Source organism: Georgenia sp. Z1344 (genome assembly GCF_049856295.1).
GTDB lineage: Bacteria > Actinomycetota > Actinomycetes > Actinomycetales > Actinomycetaceae > JB111.
This window is the reverse complement of sequence record NZ_JBNDMZ010000004.1, coordinates 144,095-164,558: the sequence shown is the minus strand read 5'-3', so window position 1 is coordinate 164,558 and position 20,464 is coordinate 144,095. Positions and strand designations below refer to the sequence as shown.

The 20,464-nt window shown below is 73.1% G+C and carries 21 protein-coding genes; 8 read left to right on the top strand and 13 right to left on the bottom strand.

The window, feature by feature from the left end; genetic code table 11:
* Positions 1-88 precede the first annotated feature (88 nt).
* Complete coding sequence (gene ectA / locus ACPYO6_RS05705) at positions 89-619, bottom strand: diaminobutyrate acetyltransferase (protein WP_425713933.1); 531 nt, start codon at positions 617-619, stop codon at positions 89-91.
* Positions 620-745: 126 nt separating this feature from the next.
* Between ectA and ACPYO6_RS05700 the strand changes: the two genes are divergently transcribed.
* The gene (locus ACPYO6_RS05700; protein ID WP_425713932.1) at positions 746-1,228 is read left to right on the top strand and encodes a DUF2975 domain-containing protein; all 483 of its coding nucleotides are present in this window, start codon (positions 746-748) and stop codon (positions 1,226-1,228) included.
* Complete coding sequence (locus ACPYO6_RS05695; RefSeq protein ID WP_425713931.1) at positions 1,228-1,536, top strand: helix-turn-helix domain-containing protein; 309 nt, start codon at positions 1,228-1,230, stop codon at positions 1,534-1,536. The genes ACPYO6_RS05700 and ACPYO6_RS05695 overlap by 1 nt, the downstream gene beginning before the upstream one ends.
* A 116-nt stretch (positions 1,537-1,652) precedes the next feature.
* On the opposite strand, the gene ACPYO6_RS05690 is transcribed toward ACPYO6_RS05695, so the two are convergent.
* Positions 1,653-2,291, bottom strand: a complete 639-nt coding sequence (locus ACPYO6_RS05690) for a hypothetical protein (RefSeq protein WP_425713930.1) — start codon at positions 2,289-2,291, stop codon at positions 1,653-1,655.
* A 65-nt stretch (positions 2,292-2,356) separates the two neighbouring features.
* On the bottom strand, positions 2,357-3,364 hold the full coding sequence (locus tag ACPYO6_RS05685; protein WP_425713929.1) for an aldo/keto reductase family protein: 1,008 nt from the start codon (positions 3,362-3,364) through the stop codon (positions 2,357-2,359).
* Between the two features lie 42 nt (positions 3,365-3,406).
* Here ACPYO6_RS05685 and ACPYO6_RS05680 point away from each other — a divergent pair, with 42 nt between their 5' ends.
* Positions 3,407-4,153 (top strand): hypothetical protein, encoded by a 747-nt coding sequence (locus ACPYO6_RS05680; protein ID WP_425713928.1) that lies wholly within the window; start codon positions 3,407-3,409, stop codon positions 4,151-4,153.
* An 80-nt stretch (positions 4,154-4,233) separates the two neighbouring features.
* On the opposite strand, the gene ACPYO6_RS05675 is transcribed toward ACPYO6_RS05680, so the two are convergent.
* The 4 genes from ACPYO6_RS05675 to ACPYO6_RS05660 all read right to left on the bottom strand — a co-directional run bounded on the left by ACPYO6_RS05675 (position 4,234) and on the right by ACPYO6_RS05660 (position 7,118).
* Positions 4,234-5,112, bottom strand: a complete 879-nt coding sequence (locus ACPYO6_RS05675) for an HAD-IIA family hydrolase (protein ID WP_425713927.1) — start codon at positions 5,110-5,112, stop codon at positions 4,234-4,236.
* Between the two features lie 179 nt (positions 5,113-5,291).
* Positions 5,292-5,738: a thiol-disulfide oxidoreductase DCC family protein gene (locus ACPYO6_RS05670; RefSeq protein WP_425713926.1), complete on the bottom strand. Its 447-nt coding sequence runs from the start codon at positions 5,736-5,738 to the stop codon at positions 5,292-5,294.
* 104 nt (positions 5,739-5,842) lie between these two features.
* Complete coding sequence (locus ACPYO6_RS05665; protein WP_425713925.1) at positions 5,843-6,628, bottom strand: cyclase family protein; 786 nt, start codon at positions 6,626-6,628, stop codon at positions 5,843-5,845.
* Between the two features lie 91 nt (positions 6,629-6,719).
* A complete protein-coding gene (locus ACPYO6_RS05660; RefSeq protein WP_425713924.1) occupies positions 6,720-7,118 on the bottom strand; it encodes a RidA family protein in 399 nt (132 codons plus the stop codon).
* 187 nt (positions 7,119-7,305) lie between these two features.
* Between ACPYO6_RS05660 and ACPYO6_RS05655 the strand changes: the two genes are divergently transcribed.
* Together ACPYO6_RS05655 and ACPYO6_RS05650 are read left to right on the top strand one after the other, a co-directional pair.
* The gene (locus ACPYO6_RS05655) at positions 7,306-9,003 is read left to right on the top strand and encodes a thiamine pyrophosphate-binding protein (RefSeq protein ID WP_425713923.1); all 1,698 of its coding nucleotides are present in this window, start codon (positions 7,306-7,308) and stop codon (positions 9,001-9,003) included.
* A 56-nt stretch (positions 9,004-9,059) separates the two neighbouring features.
* Positions 9,060-9,863, top strand: coding sequence for a sulfite exporter TauE/SafE family protein (locus ACPYO6_RS05650; protein ID WP_425713922.1), 804 nt, complete (start codon positions 9,060-9,062; stop codon positions 9,861-9,863).
* Between the two features lie 58 nt (positions 9,864-9,921).
* Here the strand turns inward: ACPYO6_RS05650 and ACPYO6_RS05645 are convergent, their stop codons facing one another.
* From ACPYO6_RS05645 to ACPYO6_RS05635, 3 genes are all read right to left on the bottom strand, one after another.
* Positions 9,922-11,883, bottom strand: a complete 1,962-nt coding sequence (locus tag ACPYO6_RS05645; protein ID WP_425713921.1) for a BCCT family transporter — start codon at positions 11,881-11,883, stop codon at positions 9,922-9,924.
* A 117-nt stretch (positions 11,884-12,000) separates the two neighbouring features.
* Positions 12,001-13,386, bottom strand: coding sequence for an exonuclease domain-containing protein (locus tag ACPYO6_RS05640; RefSeq protein ID WP_425713920.1), 1,386 nt, complete (start codon positions 13,384-13,386; stop codon positions 12,001-12,003).
* A 68-nt stretch (positions 13,387-13,454) separates the two neighbouring features.
* A complete protein-coding gene (locus ACPYO6_RS05635; protein WP_425713919.1) occupies positions 13,455-14,042 on the bottom strand; it encodes a TetR/AcrR family transcriptional regulator in 588 nt (195 codons plus the stop codon).
* Positions 14,043-14,175: 133 nt separating this feature from the next.
* Between ACPYO6_RS05635 and ACPYO6_RS05630 the strand changes: the two genes are divergently transcribed.
* Positions 14,176-14,658, top strand: a complete 483-nt coding sequence (locus ACPYO6_RS05630; protein WP_425713918.1) for an SRPBCC family protein — start codon at positions 14,176-14,178, stop codon at positions 14,656-14,658.
* Positions 14,659-14,680: 22 nt separating this feature from the next.
* Here the strand turns inward: ACPYO6_RS05630 and ACPYO6_RS05625 are convergent, their stop codons facing one another.
* The 3 genes from ACPYO6_RS05625 to ACPYO6_RS05615 are packed head-to-tail and all read right to left on the bottom strand — an operon-like array spanning position 14,681 to position 17,431.
* Positions 14,681-15,961, bottom strand: coding sequence for an acetyl-CoA C-acyltransferase (locus ACPYO6_RS05625; RefSeq protein ID WP_425713917.1), 1,281 nt, complete (start codon positions 15,959-15,961; stop codon positions 14,681-14,683).
* A complete protein-coding gene (locus ACPYO6_RS05620; RefSeq protein ID WP_425713916.1) occupies positions 15,958-16,611 on the bottom strand; it encodes a CoA transferase subunit B in 654 nt (217 codons plus the stop codon). Before ACPYO6_RS05620 ends, ACPYO6_RS05625 begins: the two co-directional genes overlap by 4 nt.
* A gap of 4 nt (positions 16,612-16,615) precedes the next feature.
* Positions 16,616-17,431 carry a CoA transferase subunit A gene (locus ACPYO6_RS05615; protein ID WP_425713915.1) on the bottom strand — a complete coding sequence of 272 codons (816 nt, stop codon included), beginning with the start codon at positions 17,429-17,431 and terminating at the stop codon, positions 16,616-16,618.
* A 240-nt stretch (positions 17,432-17,671) separates the two neighbouring features.
* Here ACPYO6_RS05615 and ACPYO6_RS05610 point away from each other — a divergent pair, with 240 nt between their 5' ends.
* Positions 17,672-18,484, top strand: a complete 813-nt coding sequence (locus ACPYO6_RS05610; RefSeq protein WP_425713914.1) for a VOC family protein — start codon at positions 17,672-17,674, stop codon at positions 18,482-18,484.
* Positions 18,485-18,763: 279 nt separating this feature from the next.
* Positions 18,764-20,410 (top strand): DEAD/DEAH box helicase, encoded by a 1,647-nt coding sequence (locus tag ACPYO6_RS05605; RefSeq protein ID WP_425713913.1) that lies wholly within the window; start codon positions 18,764-18,766, stop codon positions 20,408-20,410.
* Positions 20,411-20,464 lie beyond the last annotated feature (54 nt).

Below are 20,464 nucleotides of genomic sequence, written 5' to 3'. Positions count from 1 at the left end.
TGGTCGAGGGGGCGGGCGGACGGTGGGTGCGGGCGGCGGACGCCGGACGGCCGGTCGGTCGCGCCGCGCGTCGGCGGCGCGGAGGGGGTCAGGTCGCGGCGGGGTGCAGCGGGGCGATCACGTGCAGCACCTCGGCCTCGTGCCCGTCGGGGAAGTCCCCGACGTCGAAACCCCGCTCCGTGCGGTGCTCCGCCCCGCGGCGCTCGGCGAAGGACGCGAAGAGCCGGTTGGAGGCGGCGTTGTCGTCGGTGATCGTGGTCTCGAGGGCGGTGGCCTGCGGGTGCGCCGAGGCGAGCTCGTCGATCAGCCGCGCGGCGACGCCCTGCCCGCGCAGCCGCGAGTCGACGGCGACCTGCCAGACGAACAGGCGGTCGGGGGCGTCGGGCCGGAGGTAGCCGGAGACGAAGCCGACCACCTCGCCGTCCAGCAGGGCCACCCTGCAGGTGGCCGAGAAGTCGCGCGCCCACAACAGGTAGGCGTAGGAGGTGTTGAGCTCGAGGGCTCCCGAGTCGCGCGCCACGCGCCACATGCCAGCGCCGTGCGCGAGCTGCGGGGGGAGAATCTCGACGGGCCCCGTCGAGGGTGGGTTCGTGTCGATCGTCGATGTCGATGGCCTCATAAAGGACCTCCAGGATATCGAGTCGAACTGCGTTATCCCAGACAGTGATGAGAGGTGGCCCACGGTTCGTGTATTCGTGCGGGCAAATCTATTGCCTATCGATAGATTCGCGCCGATACTCGATCCATGCTTCGTGTCACGTGGGTTGTCGCCCTCCTTCGCGCAGGCCTCGTCGCCGCCACCATCTGGCTCACCGTCCTCCAGGTGTTCTCGTTGCCGGGCTCGTTCGCGCACGATGCGGAGGAGCTGCACATCCGGATCCCGACCCAGGCGGTCGCCGTCGTCGTGCTGCTGTGCGTCCAGGTCGTCGTCGTGTGCATCTGGCGCCTGCTCACGCTCGTGCGGCGCGACCGGATCTTCAGCTCGGAGTCCCGCCGGTGGGTCGACGCGATCGTCGTCGCACTGGCGGTCGCCTGGGTGCTCGTGGCGCTGCTCGCGGCCTACGTCTGCGTGCTCGTCTTTCTCGGGCCGGAGCGCGACCCGGGCGTCCCGATGCTGCTGACCGGCGTCGTCGTGCTCTCCGCCCTCCCGGTCCTGCTCATGGTCGTCATGCGTGGCCTGCTCCGGCAGGCGGCCGGCTACCGGGCCGAGCTCGAGGGGGTCATCTGATGGCGATCGTCGTGCGCCTCGATGTCGAGCTGGCCAGGCAGAAGCTCGGCGTGGGCGAGTTCGCGGACCTGGTCGGGCTCACGCCGGCGAACGTCGCCGTGCTGAAGAACGGTCGGGCAAGGGCGATCCGGTTCAGCACCCTCGAGGCGATATGCCGGGTCCTGCAGTGCCAGCCCGGGGACATCCTCGAGCACGTTCCCGGCGGCGATGGCGAGGACGTTCCCGGCGGTGCCGGAGAGGACATGCCCGGCGTCGGGAGCGAGACCGCCGGAGGGGGCGGGGCCCGGACCGGGGTGCCGCAGGACTGAGCGGTCGGCGGACCGGGGGTGCGTCGTCGTCGGGGGTGATGCGTCGGTCGGTGCGTACCGCCGACCCCCGCCGTGACACGTCGTCAGGACATCGTCGGCGGTCGACCGGACCGAGCTCATGACCGGGTGGTCGGACCGAGCTCGCGGGCGCGCCGGCGCACGTCGAGGACGAACGGCCGCAGCGTCTCGAGGACCGCGGGATCCCCGCTGAGCAGCAGGTCGACGACTCGGTGGCCGTCCACCGGCACCGCCGTGGCGTCCGGCCGGGCGGAGCCGACCTCTCCGTTCCGGCACCCCTCGGCCGCGCGGGTGAGGGCGGCGCGACCGGCCTCGGACAGGTGGTCGAGGCCCAGGGCGGGGGAGTCGATCCGGTCCGCGCCCGCCGTCCACGTGAACCTCGCGGAGCTCCCGTCCAGGACGAGCCACCATCGCCCCGTCTCGACGAGTGCGTGCCGTCGGTAGGCGTGGTCGAGCTGCCGCTGCGGGAACGTGCGCACTACGTGGTCACCCATGAGCGCGCGTCGCACCGCGAGCTGCGGAGGGACGACGACGAGCAGCAGGTACGCGGTGCCGGCCGCCCACAGCGCCACGGCGCCGCCGAGGACGACCGCGGTCCGGGCCGTTCCCCAGTCGTCCCAGCCCGTGACCAGGCCGACGAGCGCCGCCGCGAGGGCGGCCCCCAGCACCGCCCAGACGGGCGAGACCGCGAGGGCGCGCCGACGTGGCTCGGGCGGCAGGCCGGGGTGGTCCGTCATCGCGGTGGTGTGCCCTCGTCCGGTGCTGCTCGGGGGGCGTCCGTGTGCCGGTGCACCGCGCGCCATCAGCTGAGCCTGGCTGCGGGCGTCCGCTCGGCGGTGCGGGCGGGATCGCGCTCGACGACGTCCCCGAGCGCGTCGTCGATCCGGGCCATGAGCTCGGGCTCGAGCCGGACGCCGGCGGCCTTGACGTTCTCCGTGACCTGCTCGGGGCGGGAGGCGCCGACGAGCGCCGCGGCGACGTTCTCGTTCTGCAGCACCCACGCGATCGCGAGCTGCGACATCGTCAGCCCGGCCTCGTCGGCGAGCGGGCGCAGCTCCTGGACGCGGGTGAGGACCTCGGGCGTCATCCAGCGGGAGATCGCCTTCTTCGTCGACTCGTGGGCGGCGCGCGACCCGGCGGGCGCCTCGGCGCCCGGGAGGTACTTGCCGGACAGGACGCCCTGCGCCATCGGGCTCCACACGATCTGGGACAGGCCGAGCTCCTCGGAGGTGGGGACGACCTCGTCCTCGATGACGCGCCAGAGCATCGAGTACTCCGGCTGGCTCGAGATGAGCTGGAAGCCGAGCTGGTGGGCGAGCGAGACGCCGTCGCGGATCTGCTCGGCCGTCCACTCGCTCACGCCGATGTAGAGGGCCTTGCCCTGCCGCACGACGTCCGCGAACGCCTGCATCGTCTCCTCGAGCGGCGTCTCCACGTCGTAGCGGTGGGCCTGGTAGAGGTCGACGTGGTCGGTGCGCAGCCGGCGCAGCGAGCCGTCGATCGACTCCATGATGTGCTTCCGCGAGAGCCCGGAGTCGTTCGGACCCTTGGGCCCGGTCGGGTGGTACACCTTCGTGAAGATCTCGAGGGACTCGCGGCGCTCGCCGGCCAGCGCCTCGCCGAGGACGGACTCGGCGGCGGTGTTCGCGTAGACGTCGGCGGTGTCGAAGCTCGTGATGCCGGCGTCGAGGGCGGCGCGGACGCACGCGGAGGCGACGTCGTTCTCCACCTGGGATCCGTGCGTGAGCCAGTTGCCGTAGGTGATCTCCGAGATCTTCAGGCCCGAACGGCCGAGGTAGCGGTGCTTCATGCGGACGAGCGTATGCCCGTCCCGCCCGGCTAGCGTGCTCTCATGCCCCACGACGGCGACAACACCCGCCCGGCGAGCCCCCCCGACGACGACAGGCCGGGTTCGCCGGACGGCCGCGACGCGCACGGTCACGGCGAGGCGGCCGGCGGCCACGACGACACGCACTCCCACGGTGCCGATGACCATGCGGGGCACTCCCACGGAGCGCCGCTCGCGCCCGACGACCCCCGGCTCCTGCGCGCCCAGCAGCGGCTCGACGAGGCCCGCGCCGCCGTGCGGCCGTCCGGGCTGCCGGCCCCCCGCGCGACCGGGACGGTCACGCCGGGCACGACTCCCGGGCGGGTCCACCTCGTGGTCTCCCGACGCCTCCCGGTCCCGCAGTCGGTGGCCTGGTACAACCTCGCCACGAGCGACCGGCTGGCCCGCTGGTACGGGCCCTACGACGGCGATCCGGCGTCGGGCCGCATCGACGTGACGATGCTGGCCGAGGAGGGCCACCCGACGATGCCGATGGACGTCGTCGAGTGCCGGGCGCCCGAGCGGTTCGTCGTGCGCTCGGTCGGCGAGGGTGCCTGGGAGCTCGCGATCGACCTCCAGCCCGACGTCGAGGCCTGCTTCGTCACCCTCACCCACCTCGACCTCGACCCGGCGATGGTCGGCGACGTCGGGCCGGGGTGGGAGTTCTACATGGACCGTCTGCTCGCGGCCGAGAGCGGGGGCGATCCGACGGCCGTCGACTTCGCCGAGTACCACCCGGCGATGGCGGAGCACTTCACCGCCCAGCTCTGACGGCGCCTGGAACGACGACGGGCGCCCGGCCGGTGGCTCGGGCGCCCGTCGGGCGGGGGCGGTGGGGGAGTTGCTCGGGGTTACTTGACGCCGCGGAGGCGGTCGGTGAGCGAGGTGGGCTTCTCGGTGGGCTCGGCCACGATGCGGGCGTGCTTCCCGACGAGGGGGACGACGTCGGCGATCGAGTCGAGGACCCGGGTGGCCTGGTAGGGGAAGCGGTCGACCAAGTCGGGCCGCGTGGAGCCGGTGAGGACGAGGATCGTGCGCATGCCGGCCTCGAGGCCCGACTTCACGTCGGTGTCCATCCGGTCGCCCACCATGACGGTGAACTCCGAGTGGGCGTCGAGGCGGTTGAGCGCGGAGCGCATCATCAGCGGGTTGGGCTTCCCCACGAAGTAGGGCGTCTGGCCGGTGGCCGCCGTGATGAGGGCGGCGACGGAGCCGGTCGCGGGCAGCGTGCCGGCGGGCGAGGGGCCCGAGACGTCCGGGTTGGTGGCGATGAACCGCGCACCGTTCTCGATGAGTCGGATGCCGCGGGTGATGGCCTCGAACGAGTAGGTACGGGTCTCGCCGAGCACCACGTATGCGGGATCGCGCTCGGTGATCGTGTAGCCGGCCTCGTGCAGGGCGGTGGTCAGGCCGGCCTCGCCGATGACGTAGGCGGTGCCGCCGGGGCGCTGCGTGCGCAGGAACTCGGCGGTCGCGAGGGCGGAGGTCCAGATGGACTCCTCGGGGATGTCCAGGCCCGAGGCGAGCAGACGGGCGCGCAGGTCGCGCGGGGTGTAGATCGAGTTGTTGGTGAGCACGGAGAAGGGCAGGTCGGCACTCTTGAGCGCGTCGATGAAGTCGACAGCGCCGGGCAGGGCGCTCTCCTCGTGAACGAGAACGCCGTCCATGTCGGTGAGCCAGCTGTCGACGGGCTTGACCTCGTCGAAGGAGGGCAGGTGGGGCGTGTTCATGCCTCCAGTGTTCCGGGTCCGGCCGCCGGGGGTAAGGACCCAGCGCACCAACAGGCGGTGAACCGAGTCACCAGGAGCGCCGTCGGTAACGCGGACGAATCGTTCACGTTTCGGACGGGCGACCGTGGGGTGACGATCCGGGGCGCCGTCGGGCGACCGGGGTTCCCGTACCCCCGACCTCACACGGTGTGCGCTGACGCAGCCGACGGCGTCGGTGTGGTCGGCACCTGACCTGTGAGGTCGGCGCTGCGACCGCCGACGCCCGCGGGCAGCTCGCACGCCGCGGTGCCGCCCGGCAGCCGTCCGCGGTTCCGTGCGACGAGGCCGTAGACCCACGCCGCGGCCGGTCGAAGTGGTCGGGCGTCGATCACGGCCCCGGCCGCGCGCAGCCAGGCGGGACCCGTCGCGAGCGCGGCGGCGATGCCCCGGGCGCCGTACCGGATCTCGCCGGACGGAAGGACGAACGGGATCTCGCGCGTCGCACGGTCAGGATCGACCCCGAGCTCCGCCAGGCGCGCCGGCCGGATCGGCTCGATCCCGCAGCCCAGACCGCGGCGGCCGAGCCATGCGGCGAGCCGGGTGCAGATCCCGCAGTCGCCGTCGAAGAGGAGGTGTCCGTCGGGCATGCCACCACGGTACGCGGGGCTCCGAACCGCACTCTCGGCCACGACGATCGGCCCAGCCCGGCCCCGTCCGGCTCGCCCGCCCCGCCGTCGGACCTCGACGCGCCTCAGCGCTCGACGAGAGCGAGCGCGCGCGTCGGGGACCCGGACCCGCCGACGATCTTCAGCGGCGACGTGACGATCACGGCCCCGGTGGTCGGCAGCAGGTCGAGGTTGCGCAGCTGGGAGAGCCCGTACTTGCCGTTGCCGAGGAAGAAGTGGTGGCACGGGAACAGCGGGTCGAACCCGCCGGCCGCCCCGGCGTCGGTCCCGACGGTCTCCACGCCGAGCCCCTGCAGCGGCGTCTCCTCGGCGACCCACCGCGCCGCCTCGACCGACAGCCCCGGGGACGTCGGGCCGTCCTCGGTCCGGTTGATCATCTCCTCCTGGGTCTGCCTCGACGACCAGCCGGACCGCACGAGCAGCCAGCCACCGTTCGGCAGCCCGGTCTCCTTCGCGAACGCCTCGACCTGCTCGCGCCCGACCACGTACCCGGGGTCCGCAGCGACCTCCGCCGTGACGTCGAGGACGACCGCCGGTGCCACGAGCGCGCCGACGGGGACCGAGGCGATGTCCGCTCCGTCCTTGCCGCTCGCCCAGTGGTTCGGGGCGTCGAAGTGCGTGCCCGTGTGCTCGCCGGTGCGGAAGTTGTTCCAGTACCAGGCCGGCCCTCGGTCGTCGTAGCGGCTGATCTCCTCGAGCTCGAACCTGGCGGTCTGCCCGAACTGCTCGGGCAGCTCGAGGATCGGGGTCGAGCTCGTCAACGGGGCGGTGAGGTCGACGATCTCGACCGCACCGGAGGTCAGCGCCTCGGTGAGGGCGGCGAGGACGGACGGGCGGGCCTGCTCGGTCATGCGGATCTCCTTGGTGCCGGTGCGCGGACGGGACGGTGCGGGCGGACGGGCCCGGACAGGACGGTGCTGCGGTGCTGCGGTGCCGCGGTGCTCAGGGCACCACGGCGGTGACCTCGATCTCGACGAGCATGCCGGGCACGGCCAGCCCCGTCACGCCGACGATCGACTGCGCCGGGTGCTCGCTCGAGCCCTGGACCTCCTCGATGCCGTCGGTGATGACGGCGTGCTCGGTGGGCCGGGTCGTGAAGACGGTGCGGCGCACCACGTGCTCGAGGCCCGCCCCGACCGAGGCCAGCGCGATCTCGAGGTTGCGCATGGCGGCGACGGTCTGCTCGCGGAGGTCGTCGCCACCGATGATCGAGAAGTCGGGAGCGAGGGCGGCCTGGCCGGCCACGTAGATCGTGCGACCGGGGGGCGCGACGGTCACGTGGCTGAAGCCCGGGGTCGGATGGAGCTCGGTCGGACTGACGAGCTCCCGCTGCTCGGACATGGATCTCCTCCGGGGGGTGAGGTGTGTCCGTCCCGCGAACGCGGGCACGGCACTGTGCGACACGCGTCACCATAGGGCGGGGCGGTCCCCGTGGCTCCCCCGTCTCACAAGTTCACAGGCCACGAGGCGCGACCGCCCACGGGCGGCCCGTCCACCCCACGCCCCCGACGACGACAGGCGGTCCCCGATGGATCCGATCAGCGCACCCGACCTCCCCGCGGGCTCGACCGTGGCCGACCTCGTGGGGTGGGCCCTCGCGCGGCTGGGCGCCGGGCACTGCTTCGGCGTCGTCGGCTCGGGGAACTTCCACGTGACGAACGCGCTGCGGACCTACGGCGTGCCGTTCACGGCGAGCCGGCACGAGGGTGGCGCCGCCGTCATGGCCGACGCGTACGCACGCATGTCCGGCCAGGTCGCCCTCGTCTCGGTCCACCAGGGCTGCGGGCTGACGAACGCGGTGACCGGGATCGTCGAGGCGGCGAAGTCCCGGACGCCGATGATCGTGCTCGCCGCCGAGACCGCGCCCGCAGCGGTGCGCTCGAACTTCGCCATGGACCAGCCGGGCCTCGCCCGCTCCGGCGGAGCCGTCCCGGACCGCGTCCACTCCGCCGCGAGCGCCTTGACCGATGTCGTCCGCGCGTTCCGCACCGCCCGCAACCAGCGCCGCACGGTGGTCCTCAACCTGCCCCTCGACGTCCAGGCCCAGCCCGCCCCGCCGGTCGACCCCACCCTCCTCGACGTCGCACCCCCGCAGGCCGTCCGGCCGTCCGGTGACGCCGTCGTCCGCCTGGCGGACCTCCTCGAGCGGGCGGAGCGGCCGGTCCTCGTCGCGGGCCGCGGCGCCCGCGGGGCCGGGCCGGAGCTCCGTCTCCTCGCGGCGCGCGCCGGCGCCCTCCTCGCCACCTCGGCCGTCGCGAAGGGCCTGTTCGAGGGAGACCCGTTCGACCTGGGGATCTCGGGCGGCTTCTCCTCGCCGACGACGGCGGACCACATCGCCGGCGCGGACCTCGTCGTCGGCGTGGGCTGCACCCTCAACATGTGGACGATGCGCCACGGGCGGCTGATCTCGCGGGGCACGACGGTGGTCCAGGTCGACGTCGAGGACGAGGCCCTCGGCGCGAACCGGCCGATCGACCTCGGCGTGCTCGGCGACGCCGCCGAGACCGCCACGGCCGTGACCGAGGAGCTCGAGCGGCGCGGGACCACCCGGACCGGCTACCGCACGGACGAGGTCCGGGCCCGCATCGCGTTCGGCTCGCGCTGGCGGGACGTCCCGTTCGAGGACGCCTCGACGGGGGAGCGGATCGACGCCCGGACCCTGACCCGCACGCTCGACGACCTGCTGCCCGCCGAGCGGATCGTCTCGATCGACTCCGGCAACTTCATGGGCTACCCGAGCCAGTACCTGTCCGTCCCGGACGAGAACGGCTTCTGCTTCACCCAGGCCTTCCAGTCGATCGGGCTCGGCCTCGGCACGGCGATCGGCGCCGCCCTCGCCCGCCCCGACCGGCTGCCCGTCCTCGGCACCGGCGACGGCGGGTTCCTCATGGCCGTCGCCGAGCTCGAGACCGCGGTCAGGCTGCGCCTGCCCCTCGTCGTCGTGGTCTACGACGACGCCGCCTACGGCGCCGAGGTCCACCACTTCGGGGTCGACGACGACGGACCGACCGGCGCCGACATGTCGACCGTGACCTTCCCCGACGTCGACGTGGCCGCGATCGCCCGCGGGTTCGGTGCCGAGGGTGTCGTCGTGCGCGGGGTCGGCGATCTCGAGGCGGTGCGCGAGTGGGTGACCGGTGATCGGGACCGGCCCCTCGTCGTCGACGCGAAGATCGCGAACGACGGCGGCGCGTGGTGGCTGCAGGAGGCCTTCCGCGGGCACTGACGGGGCGGGATCCCGGCTCGGACTACGGTGTGCGTCGGGATCGACCCGGAGGACCGATGGAACTGACCGAGCTGGCGCTGCTCGCCGTGGTGGCGGTGGCGGCGGGCGCCGTCAACGGCGCCGTGGGCTCGGGGTCTCTCATCACGCTGCCCGCCCTGCTCTCGCTCGGGTTCGCGCCGGCGTCGGCGCTCGTGACGAACACGATCGGCATCCTGTTCTCCGCCGTCGGCGGGTCGTTGCGCTACCGCAAGGACCTGGCGAAGGAGGGGCCGTCCCTCAGGCCTCTCATGCTGATGTCCGCGCTCGGCGCGGCGGTCGGCGCCACGATGCTGCTCGTCTCGCCGCCCGGGGCGCTGCAGGTCGTCGTCCCGTTCCTCATCGTCGCCGCGATCCTGCTCGTCGTGCTCCAGCCCGTGATCGTGCGCGCGGTCGGTCGCCGGCGTGAGCGTCGCGCGGCCGCGGGCGACACCCTCGCGCGGCAGGACCGCGGACCGTACGGCTCGCGCGGCCTCCAGGCCTCGATGTTCGGCGCCTCGATCTACGGCGGCTACTTCACGGCCGCCCAGGGGATCCTCTACATGGGCATCCTCGGGTCGTTCACCGGGAAGCCGCTCGCGGAGGTCAACGGCGTGAAGAACTTCCTCAGCGTCATCGTCAACCTCGTGGCGGCGCTGTTCTACACGGTCGCGTTCTTCACCGGCGACGCCGACGTCGTGTGGGTCGCCTCGGCCGCGATCGGCGTCGGCTCGCTCGTGGGTGGCTACCTCGGGGCCGACGTCGCGAAGCGTCTGCCGTCCGTCGTGCTGCGCGGCATCATCGTCCTCGTCGCGCTGTTCGCGCTCGTGCGCGAGCTGCTCTGAACCGGACGGGCCGGGCCGGACCCCGAGGAGGTCCGACCCGGCCCGGAACGCGCGACCGTCAGCCGTCAGACTTCCCGCGCCGACCCTTGCCGCGCTCCCTGCCGTCGTCCTCGCGACGCTCCTTGCCGCCGCTCGAGCTCCGGGCAGGGCCGCCCTCGCGCCGGTCGAAGATCCCCCGGCTGCGGGAGATCCGGTAGTCGATCCGGTTGTCGACGAACCGCTCGAGCTGGGGCAGCTTGTCGATCTTCCCGGCGATCTCCATGCGGGTGAGCTCGCTGGCGGTGCCGATGCGCTGCATGAGCTCCTCCCGCTCGAGGATCTGGGAGTCGATGCGCAGTGCTCGGATGGTCGCCCACGCCATGAGGAGCAGGACGATGCTGAACGGCAGGGCGGTGGCGAGCGCCGCCGACTGCAGCGCTCCGAGCCCGCCGGCGAGGAGCAGCGCGGCGGCGAGAAGGCCCTCGAGCGCCGCCCACAGCACGCGCGACCAGACCGGGGGGTTCGGGTGCCCGCCGGACGCGAGCATGTCGACCACGAGGGACCCGGAGTCCGAGGACGTGATGAAGAAGATCGCGACCAGCAGGATGCCGACGATCGAGAACACCTGGCCCATCGGCAGGTCGCCGAGCACCTGGAACAGAACTGCCTCGACGCCGACCTCGCCGTTCTCGACGAGGTCGCCCTCGCCGAAGAACTGCCGGAACAGACCCGTCCCGCCGAGGACGGAGAACCAGAGGAAGCCGACGATCGTCGGGACGAGCAGGACGCCGGCGATGAACTGACGGACCGTCCGGCCGCGCGAGATGCGGGCGATGAACACGCCGACGAAGGGCGACCAGGAGATCCACCAGCCCCAGTAGAAGATCGTCCAGTCCTGGTACCAGGTGGAGGCGCCCTCGCCGCGGTAGTAGGCGCCCACGTCGAACGTCATGCCGATGACCCCGGCGAGGTAGGCGCCGAGCGACTCGACGAAGTTCTGCAGGAGGAAGACGGTCGGGCCCAGGAGCAGCAGGCTGATGAGCAGCAGACCGGCGATCGAGAGGTTGACGTTGGACAGGATCTTGATGCCGGCGCCGAGGCCGCTGACGACGGAGAGCGTGGCGAGGAAGGTGATGCCGATGATGAGGATGACGAGCAGCGTGTTGTCGACCTCGTCGACGATGCCGATCCCGGCCATGCCCGCGGAGATCTGACCGACGCCGAGACCGAGCGAGGTCGCGACGCCGAAGACGGTGCCGAAGATGGCGAGGATGTCGATGATGTCGCCCGTCCAGCCCTTGACCCGGTCGCCGAACAGGGGCTCGAGGGCCCAGCGGATCGAGACCGGGCGGCCACGGCGGTGGATCGCGTAGGCGAGGGCGAGGCCGATGACGGCGTAGATCGCCCAGGGGTGCAGGCCCCAGTGCAGGAACGTCTGGGCCATCGCGTGCGCCGACATCTCGGCCTCGTCACCGCTCCAGCCGGGCTTCGGCTCCGTCGTGGCGAAGGTCAGCGGCTCGCCGACGCCGTAGAAGACGAGGCCGATACCCATGCCGGCGGCGAAGAGCATCGCGAACCAGGACAGGAGACCGAACTCGGGCTTCTCGCCGTCGTGGCCCAGCGTGATGCGGCCGTACTTCGACAGCCCGATGCCGATCGCGATGACGACGAAGGCGCCGACCGCGAGCATGTAGTACCAGCTGAGGTTCGTCGTGATCCACGTCTGGACGCTCGTGAAGACGTCGCTGGTGGTGTCCGGGAGGGTCACGGCCATGATCGCGACCGCGAGGATGACCACGAGCGCGGGCCAGAACACCCGGGGCGCCACGAGTCCCCACCCGATGCGGACGCCGTGGGCGCGGAGCTTGTCGGCGATCTCGTCGTCGGAGTCGTCGTCCGCGATCAGCACCTCGCTGGGCAGATGGACCGTCTCGGGGAGGTCGTCGGGTACGCCCGGGAGCGCGATCGTGTGGTCGGTGGTGGCTGTGTCGTCGGCCGTGGGTGCGCCGGTGGGCGGCGTGCCTGGCTCGTTCGTCGTCACGTCATTCCGTTCGTCGCGGTCGTAGGGGGATCGGTCCAGGTTGTCCAGTTCGAGACCGGTGCGCAAGTACTGAGCGTTGTGGAAGTCTCGGACGTGAAGCGGCAATCCCGAGGTCGGTCAGCCTGCCAGGGCCTCGAGCATGTCCTCGAACGTGCGCTCGTCGACGATCGGGATGCCGTACTTCTCGGCCTTTCGCGCCTTTCCGGAGAGAGTGTCCGGGTCGGCAGCGACGAGCAGTCGTACCGCCTTCGTGATCCCGTGGGCGGGGATCAGGCCCCGCTTGGCGGCGGTGGCCTCCCACTCGTCACGTCCACGTCGCATCTGGCCGGTGAAGACCACGCGGTCGCCGGCAGCCAGGGTCACCGACGGTGAGGCTCCGGCATCCGGCGTCGCACCTTGCGGAGTCGCCGCCGGGCTCGACGACACCTGTCGGGCCGGCGAGGTCGTGGCACCACCTTCCCCGCCCCACGGAACGGTCGACTGCTCCGGGGGGTTGAGAAGCGAGAGGGCAGCCTTCGCCTCGGGCACCTCGAGCATTCGTGCCACCCGGCGGAGGTCGACACGTTCCTTCTCGGTCACGTAGCCGTCCTCCCAGGCCGTGACCGCCATCGCCTCGACGTGATCCACGTGCATCCGGGCGACGGTCGCCGGTGCAAGGTCGCACATGCGGGCGACCTCACCGAGCTCGAGGCGCTCGGCATGCGTGAGCACTCCGTCCGCCAGTGCGCGGTCCAGTGTCGCGAGATACGTGCGTTCGGCCTCGGTCCGACCGAGCTCGGGCAGCTCGTCGACGATGCGCGCGAGAAAGTGCTCGGACTCCTGCGGCGACGATCCGTCGTTCGGCACTGCCGCCGACTCGAGGTCGCCGGTCCCGGTGGGCACGCCCGCGGAGCGGGAGCCCGCGCCTCGCACGACGGGGGTGACACGTACTCCGTCGAGACGTGGCCAGGCCGTCCGACCAGCGACGCCCTGTGCGGAGCGCCAGTACGGGAGCTCGCGTGCGCCTTCGTCCGCGTAGCGCCAGAGGAGATCGGCGGTCGCGCGCGCGTCGGCGAGCGCTCGGTGGTGACCGTCGATCGCGATCCCGTACTCGTCGCAGTACGACTCCAGCGACGGCCGGACGCCCGCGAGGAACGTTCCCGCGAGCACCTTCGTGCACAGCGCTCCGGAGGTCGACAGAGCGACGGGCACATCGATGCGGGCCAGCTGTGCCGCGAGGAACGGCACGTCGAAGCCGGCGTTGTGGGCGACGAGCGTCCTGCCGGCGAGAAGATCGACGATGGTCGGCACGACGGCGTGCAGCTCGGGCGCGAGGCGTGCGTCGGAGGCGCGGATCCCGTGGATGTGCTGGGGCCCGAGGTCCCGCATCGGATTGATCAGGGTCTCGAACTCGGCTTCCCGCCTGCCGTCGTCGTCGAGATGGACGACGGCGATCTCGATGATCCGGTCGTTGCGGTGGGAGAACCCCGTCGTCTCGAGGTCGATGACTGCGTATCCGGGCACCGACGGATCGTCTCAGGGATCTGCGACAGCGGGCGGGTCTGCAGCGGTTGGAATCACGGGTGCGTTCGTCAGGTGGACGTCGTCGGTGTCGTGAGCGCCTGCACGAGCGTTGCGGCGACGGCATCGGCGTCGAGGCTCGAGGCCGGTCGACGACGGAGGACGAGCTGACCCCAGACCGCACCCATGCCGAGCGTGAAGGCGTGCGGGACGTGGTCCGGAACCCCCGGCAGGCGGTCGGCATGGTGCGCGAGCAGGGCGCCGAAACCCGCCTCGCGGGCGTCGAACCACTGCCCGACGACGACGTTCACCTCGTCGGACTCGGCGCGGGCTCCGAGCAGCGCGTCGATGACCACCCGATAGCGCGTGACGCCATCCGCGGTGCGGCGCAGGAGCGCGGCGAGGTCGCGCCGGGGGTCGTCGGTCGCCTCGGCGTCGATCTGTCGGCTCGCGGCGTCGGTGATCGCCTCGAGCAGGAGGTCGGCCCGGCTGGGCCACCGGCGGTAGACGGTAGCGCGGTGGACGCCGGCGTGGGCGGCGACGGCGGCATGCGTGACGCCCGGCCAGCCGCCCGTCTGCAGCAGGGCCATGACGGCGGCGCGCACGAGCTCCGGCGTCGCGGTCCGGCGCGTGGGGGAGGGACGCGGGTCTGTTGACATGCTCGCACCCTACTGCGACAGTTGTCGCATGAGCGAGATGCGACAGTTGTCGCAAGTGGGCGATGACGGTCACCGGACCAGCGCGAGGGCAGGGCGGGGCGGATCCACGCGACCCGTGCGACGGCTCCTTGCGGTGGCCATCCCCGTCGCGGTCGTGGCCGGCGCCGTCCTCACCGGGACCGGCCTGGTCGGTGCTCGCGAGGTGCGCGCCGAGCGCTGGGTCGACGCCTCGCCGCAGGAGGTGTGGGAGGTCCTCACCCGACCCGACCGGACCGGGGACCCGTTCCTCGTGCGGCTCGACGGCGAGCTCGTCGAGGGCGCGACCCTCGGCATCACGGTGCAGCCCGTCGACGGCGACGCGATGGACTTCTCGCCCGTCGTCCTCGAGGTGAGCCCCGGCGAGGAGCTGCGCTGGCGCGGGACGTTCGGGGTCCGCGGCATCGTCGACGGAGTGCACGTCTGGGAGCTCGAGGAGGTCGACGGTGGGACGCAGATCGTGCAGAGCGAGCGCTTCACCGGCGTCGCGGTCCCGTTCCTCGGCGGGATGCTCGACGGCACGCAGGCCGGGTTCGAGGCGCAGCTCGAGTGGGTCGCGGAGCAGGTTGGCAGCGACTGAGCCGACCTGCCCCGCGCCCCGCTCAGCGCTCGAGCAGCAGCGCGTCGCCCTGCCCGCCGCCGCCGCACAGGGCCACGGCCGCGCGGCCGGTCCCGGCGCGCACGAGCTCGTGCACGGCGTGCGCGGCCAGTCGCGCACCGGATGCGCCGATGGGGTGGCCGAGCGAGATGGCCCCGCCGTGGGGGTTGATCCGTTCGTCGTCGGGGGCCAGGCCGAGCACGCCGGCGCTGGCGACGGCGACCGCGGCGAAGGCCTCGTTGATCTCGACGTGGGCGAGGTCGTCGACCCCCCAGCCCTGCCGCTCCAGTGCGGCCGCGATCGCGTTGCCGGGCTGGTCGTGCAGCGAGGAGTCCGGGCCGGCGACCTGGCCGGAGGCGCGCACGGTCGCGAGGGCCGCCCACCCGTTGGCCTCGGCGGTGGACCTGCGGGCGAGGACCAGGGCGGCCGCGCCGTCGCTGATCTGGGAGGCGTTGCCCGCGGTGATCGACCCCTCGGGCGTGAAGGCCGGCCGCAGCCGCGCGAGGGACTCGGGGGTGGTGCCGGCGCGCAGCCCGTCGTCGGCGTCGACGACCGTGTCGCCCTTGCGGCCCGTGACGGTGACCGGCGCGATCTCGGCGTCGAACCGGCCCGACTCCTGGGCGGCGGCCGCCCGCTCGTGCGAGGCCGCGGCCACGGCGTCCTGCTGCTCGCGGGTGAGGCCCGGGTGGTCGGCCGCGCTGTAGCGGTCAGTGTCCAGCCCCATGGCGTTGCCCGAGGCCGCGTCGGTCAGGCCGTCGTGGGCGAGGTGGTCGACCGCGGTGCGGTCCCCGTACGCCCACCCCTTGCGGCTCCCGCCGAGCAGGTGGGGGGCCTGGGACATCGACTCCTGGCCGCCGGCGACGACGACCTCGGCCTCGCCGAGGCGGATGAGCCGGGCGCCGTCGATGATCGCGGCCAGCGAGGACAGGCAGACCTTGTTGATCGTCGTCGCGTGCGCGCCCGGGTGGACCCCGGCCGCGAGCCCGGCCTGCCGCGCCGGGTTCTGCCCCGCACCGGCCTGGAGCACCTGGCCCATGAGCACGACGTCGACGGCCTCCCCGCACACGCCCGCCTGGCCCATCGCCGCGCGGATCGCCGTGGCACCCAGCTCGACGGCGGACAGGGTCGCCAGCTGACCGTTGAACCGCACGAACGGCGTGCGTGCCGCGCCCACGACCACGACGTCGTCCGGCGAGGCGCCCGCCCCCTGGGCGGCGCCGGTCGTCGTCGTGCGCGTGTCCGTGCTCTCCGGCCCTGACGCGCCTACGGTGCTCGCCGCGCTCATGCCGTGGCCCGCAGGTGCTCGGCCACGGTGACGTCGGCGCCGGTGGCGGCCACGACCTCGTCCACGGTCACGCCGTCGGCGAGCTCGATCAGGACGAGGCCGTCGTCGGTGACGTCGAGGACGCCGAGGTCGGTGATGACGCGGTCGACCACGCCGGTGCCGGTCAGCGGCAGGTCGCAGGTAGGCAGGATCTTCGGCTCGCCGGCCTTGTTCTGGTGCTGCATGAGCACCACGACCCGGCGCGCGCCCTGGACCAGGTCCATGCCGCCGCCCGGGCCCTTGACCATCTTCCCCGGGATCATCCAGTTCGCCAGGTCCCCGCCGGCCGAGACCTGCATGCCGCCGAGGATCGCCACGTCGATCTTCCCGCCGCGAATCATCGAGAACGACATCGCCGAGTCGAAGAACGCCGCGCCCGGCAGCACCGTCACGGTCTGCTTGCCCGCGTTGATGAGGTCCGGGTCGACCTCGTGCTCGTAGGGGAACGGCCCGACGCCGAGGATCCCGTTCTCCGACTGGAAGCTCAGCTCCACGCCCGCGGGGAGGTAGTTCGGCACGAGGGTCGGCAGCCCGATCCCCAGGTTGACGTAGTCGCCGTCGCTCAGCTCGCTCGCCGCCCGCGCGGCCATCTGCTCCTTGCTCCACGCCATCTCGTCAGGCCTCCTCGTTCTCGGTGCGCACGGTCCGCTTCTCGATCGGCTTCGACCCCTCGGTGGCCGGCGCGTGGACCAGGCGGTGCACGAACACCCCCGGCAGGTGGATGTCGTCCGGGTCAAGCTCCCCGGGCTCGACGATCTCCTCGGCCTCGACGATCGTCACCTTCCCGGACATCGCGGCCAGCGGGTTGAAGTTCCGCGAGGACTTGTTGAACACGAGGTTCCCGTGCCGGTCCGCCACGAGCGCGTGCACGAGCGCGAAGTCCGCCCGGATCGCCTCCTCGAGCACGTACGAGCGAGGCTCCCCGTCGACGACGAACGTCCGCGTCTCCTTGGGCGCCGACGCCTTGGCCACCGACCCGTCCGCGTTGTACACCTGCGGCAGGCCGCCCAGCGCGAACTGCGTCCCCACGCCCGTGGGCGTGTAGAAGGCCGCGACGCCGGAACCCCCCGCGCGCAGGCGCTCCGCGAGGGTGCCCTGCGGGTTGAGCTCGACCTCGAGGGTCCCGCCCAGGTACTGCGACTCGAAGTCCTTGTTCTCCCCGACGTAGCTGGCGACCATCTTCCGCAGCCGCCCCGCGCCGAGGAGCACGCCGAGCCCCACGCCCTCGATCCCGCAGTTGTTCGACACCACCGTGAGGTCGTCCGCGCCCTGCGCCAGCAGCGCGTCGATCAACGACGACGGGTTGCCCGACAGACCGAACCCGCCCACCGCCAGCAACGACCCCGACCCGATGTCCGCGACGGCCTCGGCCGCCGAGCCCACCACCTTGTCCAGACCCCGCCCGGTCGCGGGTCGCTCACTCACCGTCATGCGTCGACTCCCTCGTCGTGTCGTCCTTCTCGGTTCCGACGGAGGGGCTCGTGGGCCCGTCCGCCAAAGGTGAACCGATCGTCAGGTTGGGGAGATCATGCCATTCCGAGGGGTGATCTGGCGAGAGGTGAGCGGTTGGGCGGGCGAGGAGCGGTCGGCGGGGCCGAGGCCCAGCGGCATAGGCTGGATGTGACAGCGACCGCTCGCGTCCCGTCCCGGGGCGCCGTTGGGAGGACCGTCTTGGCCACGTCACGAACGACCGGTAAGCCGACCGGGCAGAGCGAGGCCCCGGCCCCCGCGCGCCCGCGCAGCTACGGCACGGGCGACCCCGCCTGGATCGAGCTCTGCGTCCCCGACACCGAGCGCGCGGCCGAGTTCTACCGTCGGCTGTTCGGGTGGGAGCACAACCGGCCGGCGGGGGAGAAGCTCTCGTTCGGCCTGCTCGAGGGCGAGCGCGTGGCGGGCTTCCGGCCCATCGACGAGGGCGGGTCCGGCCGGTGGTCGGTCTACCTCGCCACCGACCACCTCGAGGGCAGCGTGACGGCGGCGGAGTCGGCCGGGGCTACCGTGCTCGTGCCGCCGCAGGCGTCGGCGTCGTGGGGGCGGTTCGCCGTCCTCACCGATCCCACGAACGGTGAGGTGGGCCTGTGGGAGGCCGAGATCCTCAGGGGCGTCCAGGCTCAGCCGGGCAACGGGACGCCGGTGTGGTTCGAGCTGGCGTCGATCGACCACGACGCCGCCGTGACCTTCTACGGCGACGCGCTGGGTTGGGACTGCCGGGAGCTCGAGCGCTCCGAGGAGCTGACGTACACGGTCCTCGGCGACGCGCCCGACGGCGGCGCGGGGATCACCGGCCTGCAGGACTGGCCGGACGTGCGCTCGCGCTGGGCGATCTACTTCGGCACCCCCGACACCGACGCCTCGGTCCGCCGGGTCGTCGAGATCGGGGGGACCGTCGTCGTCGAGCCCCGGGACACCCCGTACGGGCGGCTCGCCGCCGTCGCCGACGACCAGGGCGCCGTCTTCCACCTCATGGGGCCCGCCGACGACTGAACCAGGGCTGCGCGGGTGCGGTCCGGCGGGGCGTTCGCGTCTCGACGGGTGGCCCGCGCGTGCGACGAGCGCGCCCCGCGGGTGACCGCCGGCAGCGAGACCTCGGTCTCGCTGCCGTCCCCCGGGGTGCCCGTGTGACGTAGTCTGGACCCGCAGTCCGTGCACTCCTCGTCCCGGGCTGCCGGCGCCGCGGGACCACCCGCCGCCAGCGCCCCCGTCGCGACCTGCGCGGGACGAGCGCCCGGACGGGGACGACGACGGACGGACATCACCCCCTCCATGACGACTGCCTTCGCACGCCTCGGCGTGCCCCAGAACCTGCTGACCGTGCTCGAGCGCGCCGGCATCACGACCCCCACGCCCATCCAGGCCGCCACGCTCGCGGACTCCTTCGCGGGACGCGACGTGCTCGGCCGCGGCCGCACCGGCTCGGGCAAGACCTACGCGTTCTGCCTCCCGCTCGTCGGGCGCCTCGCGGCCGTCGACCGGCCCCGCCGTACGTCCGGCGGTCGCCCGCGCGCGCTCATCCTCGCGCCGACCCGCGAGCTCGTCCTGCAGATCACCGAGACCCTCGACCCGCTGGCGAAGGCCGCGGGCCTGACCACCCGCACCGTGTTCGGCGGGGTCGGCCAGAACCCGCAGGTCACGGCGCTGCGTTCCGGTGTCGACATCCTCGTCGCCTGCCCGGGCCGCCTGCTCGACCTCATGGGTCAGGGCGAGGCGCGGCTCGACGGGATCGAGATCGTCGTCCTCGACGAGGCCGACCACATGGCCGACATGGGCTTCCTCCCGATGGTCCGCCGCATCCTCGACACCGTCCCGCGCGCCGCCCAGCACCAGCTGTTCTCGGCCACGCTGGACGCCGGCGTCGACGTGGTGGTGAAGAAGTACCTCACCGACCCGGTCGTCCACGAGGCCGACTCCGCCACCGCGCCGCCCCCCACCTCCGCGCACCACGTGCTGCAGGTCCGCGACGACGAGCGGATCGACGTCGTCGCCGAGCTCGCCGGCAAGGCTGAGCGGGCGATCGTCTTCACCCGCACCAAGCACGGGGCCAAGCGCCTGACCAAGCAGCTCGGCTCGCGCGGGCACCAGGCCGTCGAGCTGCACGGCAACCTCGGCCAGGGCGCGCGGCAGCGCAACCTCGAGGCGTTCCACTCGGGATCGGCCCCCACGCTGGTCGCCACCGACATCGCGGCGCGGGGGATCCACGTCGACGACGTCGCGCTCGTCGTCCACGCCGACCCGCCCACCGAGCACAAGGCCTACCTGCACCGCTCCGGGCGCACCGCTCGCGCCGGCGCGTCGGGCACCGTGGTCACGCTGTCGACCGACGCCCAGACCTCTGACGTGCGCACCCTCATGCGTGCCGCCGGCATCCGGCCCACGCTGCACCGGGTCCGACCGGGCGACGGCGTCCTCGCCGAGATCGCCGACGGCAGCGCGAAGGAGAACCCGGTGGCCGAGGTGCCGGCGGCCGGGGGGCGTGGTGGCGCCGGCGGGGGTGCTGGTGCGGGCGGCGGCCCCGGTGCCGGTGGTGGCGCGCGGGGTGGCCAGGGCGGTGGCCGCGCCGGCCAGGGCTCCGGCGGTGGTTCGGGCTCCGGCTCGGGTGGTGGTCGGCGGCGCGGAGGTCGTGGCCGAGGTCGTGGTCGCTCCGGTGGGCAGGCCCCGCTCGTCGAGCACGGCAACTGGCAGGGTGCGCGTCAGGGCGCGGGCCGAGGCGGCCGGGACGCCGCGCAGCAGGGCGGCGGTCGCTCGGGCGGCGCCGGCCAGGGCGGCGGTCGTCATGGCGGGGCCGGGCAGACCGGTGGTCGCCAGGGCGGCGGGCACGCGAGCAGCGGTGCGCCGGTGCAGCGCCCGGCCGGTTCGGGAGCGTCGCGCCGCGGCCCGCGCCGTGCGACGCGCCCCTCGACCGACCAGGGCTGATGCCCACTCGGCCGACCCAGGTCGAGGCGCACTCGGCCGACCGAGGCTGATAAG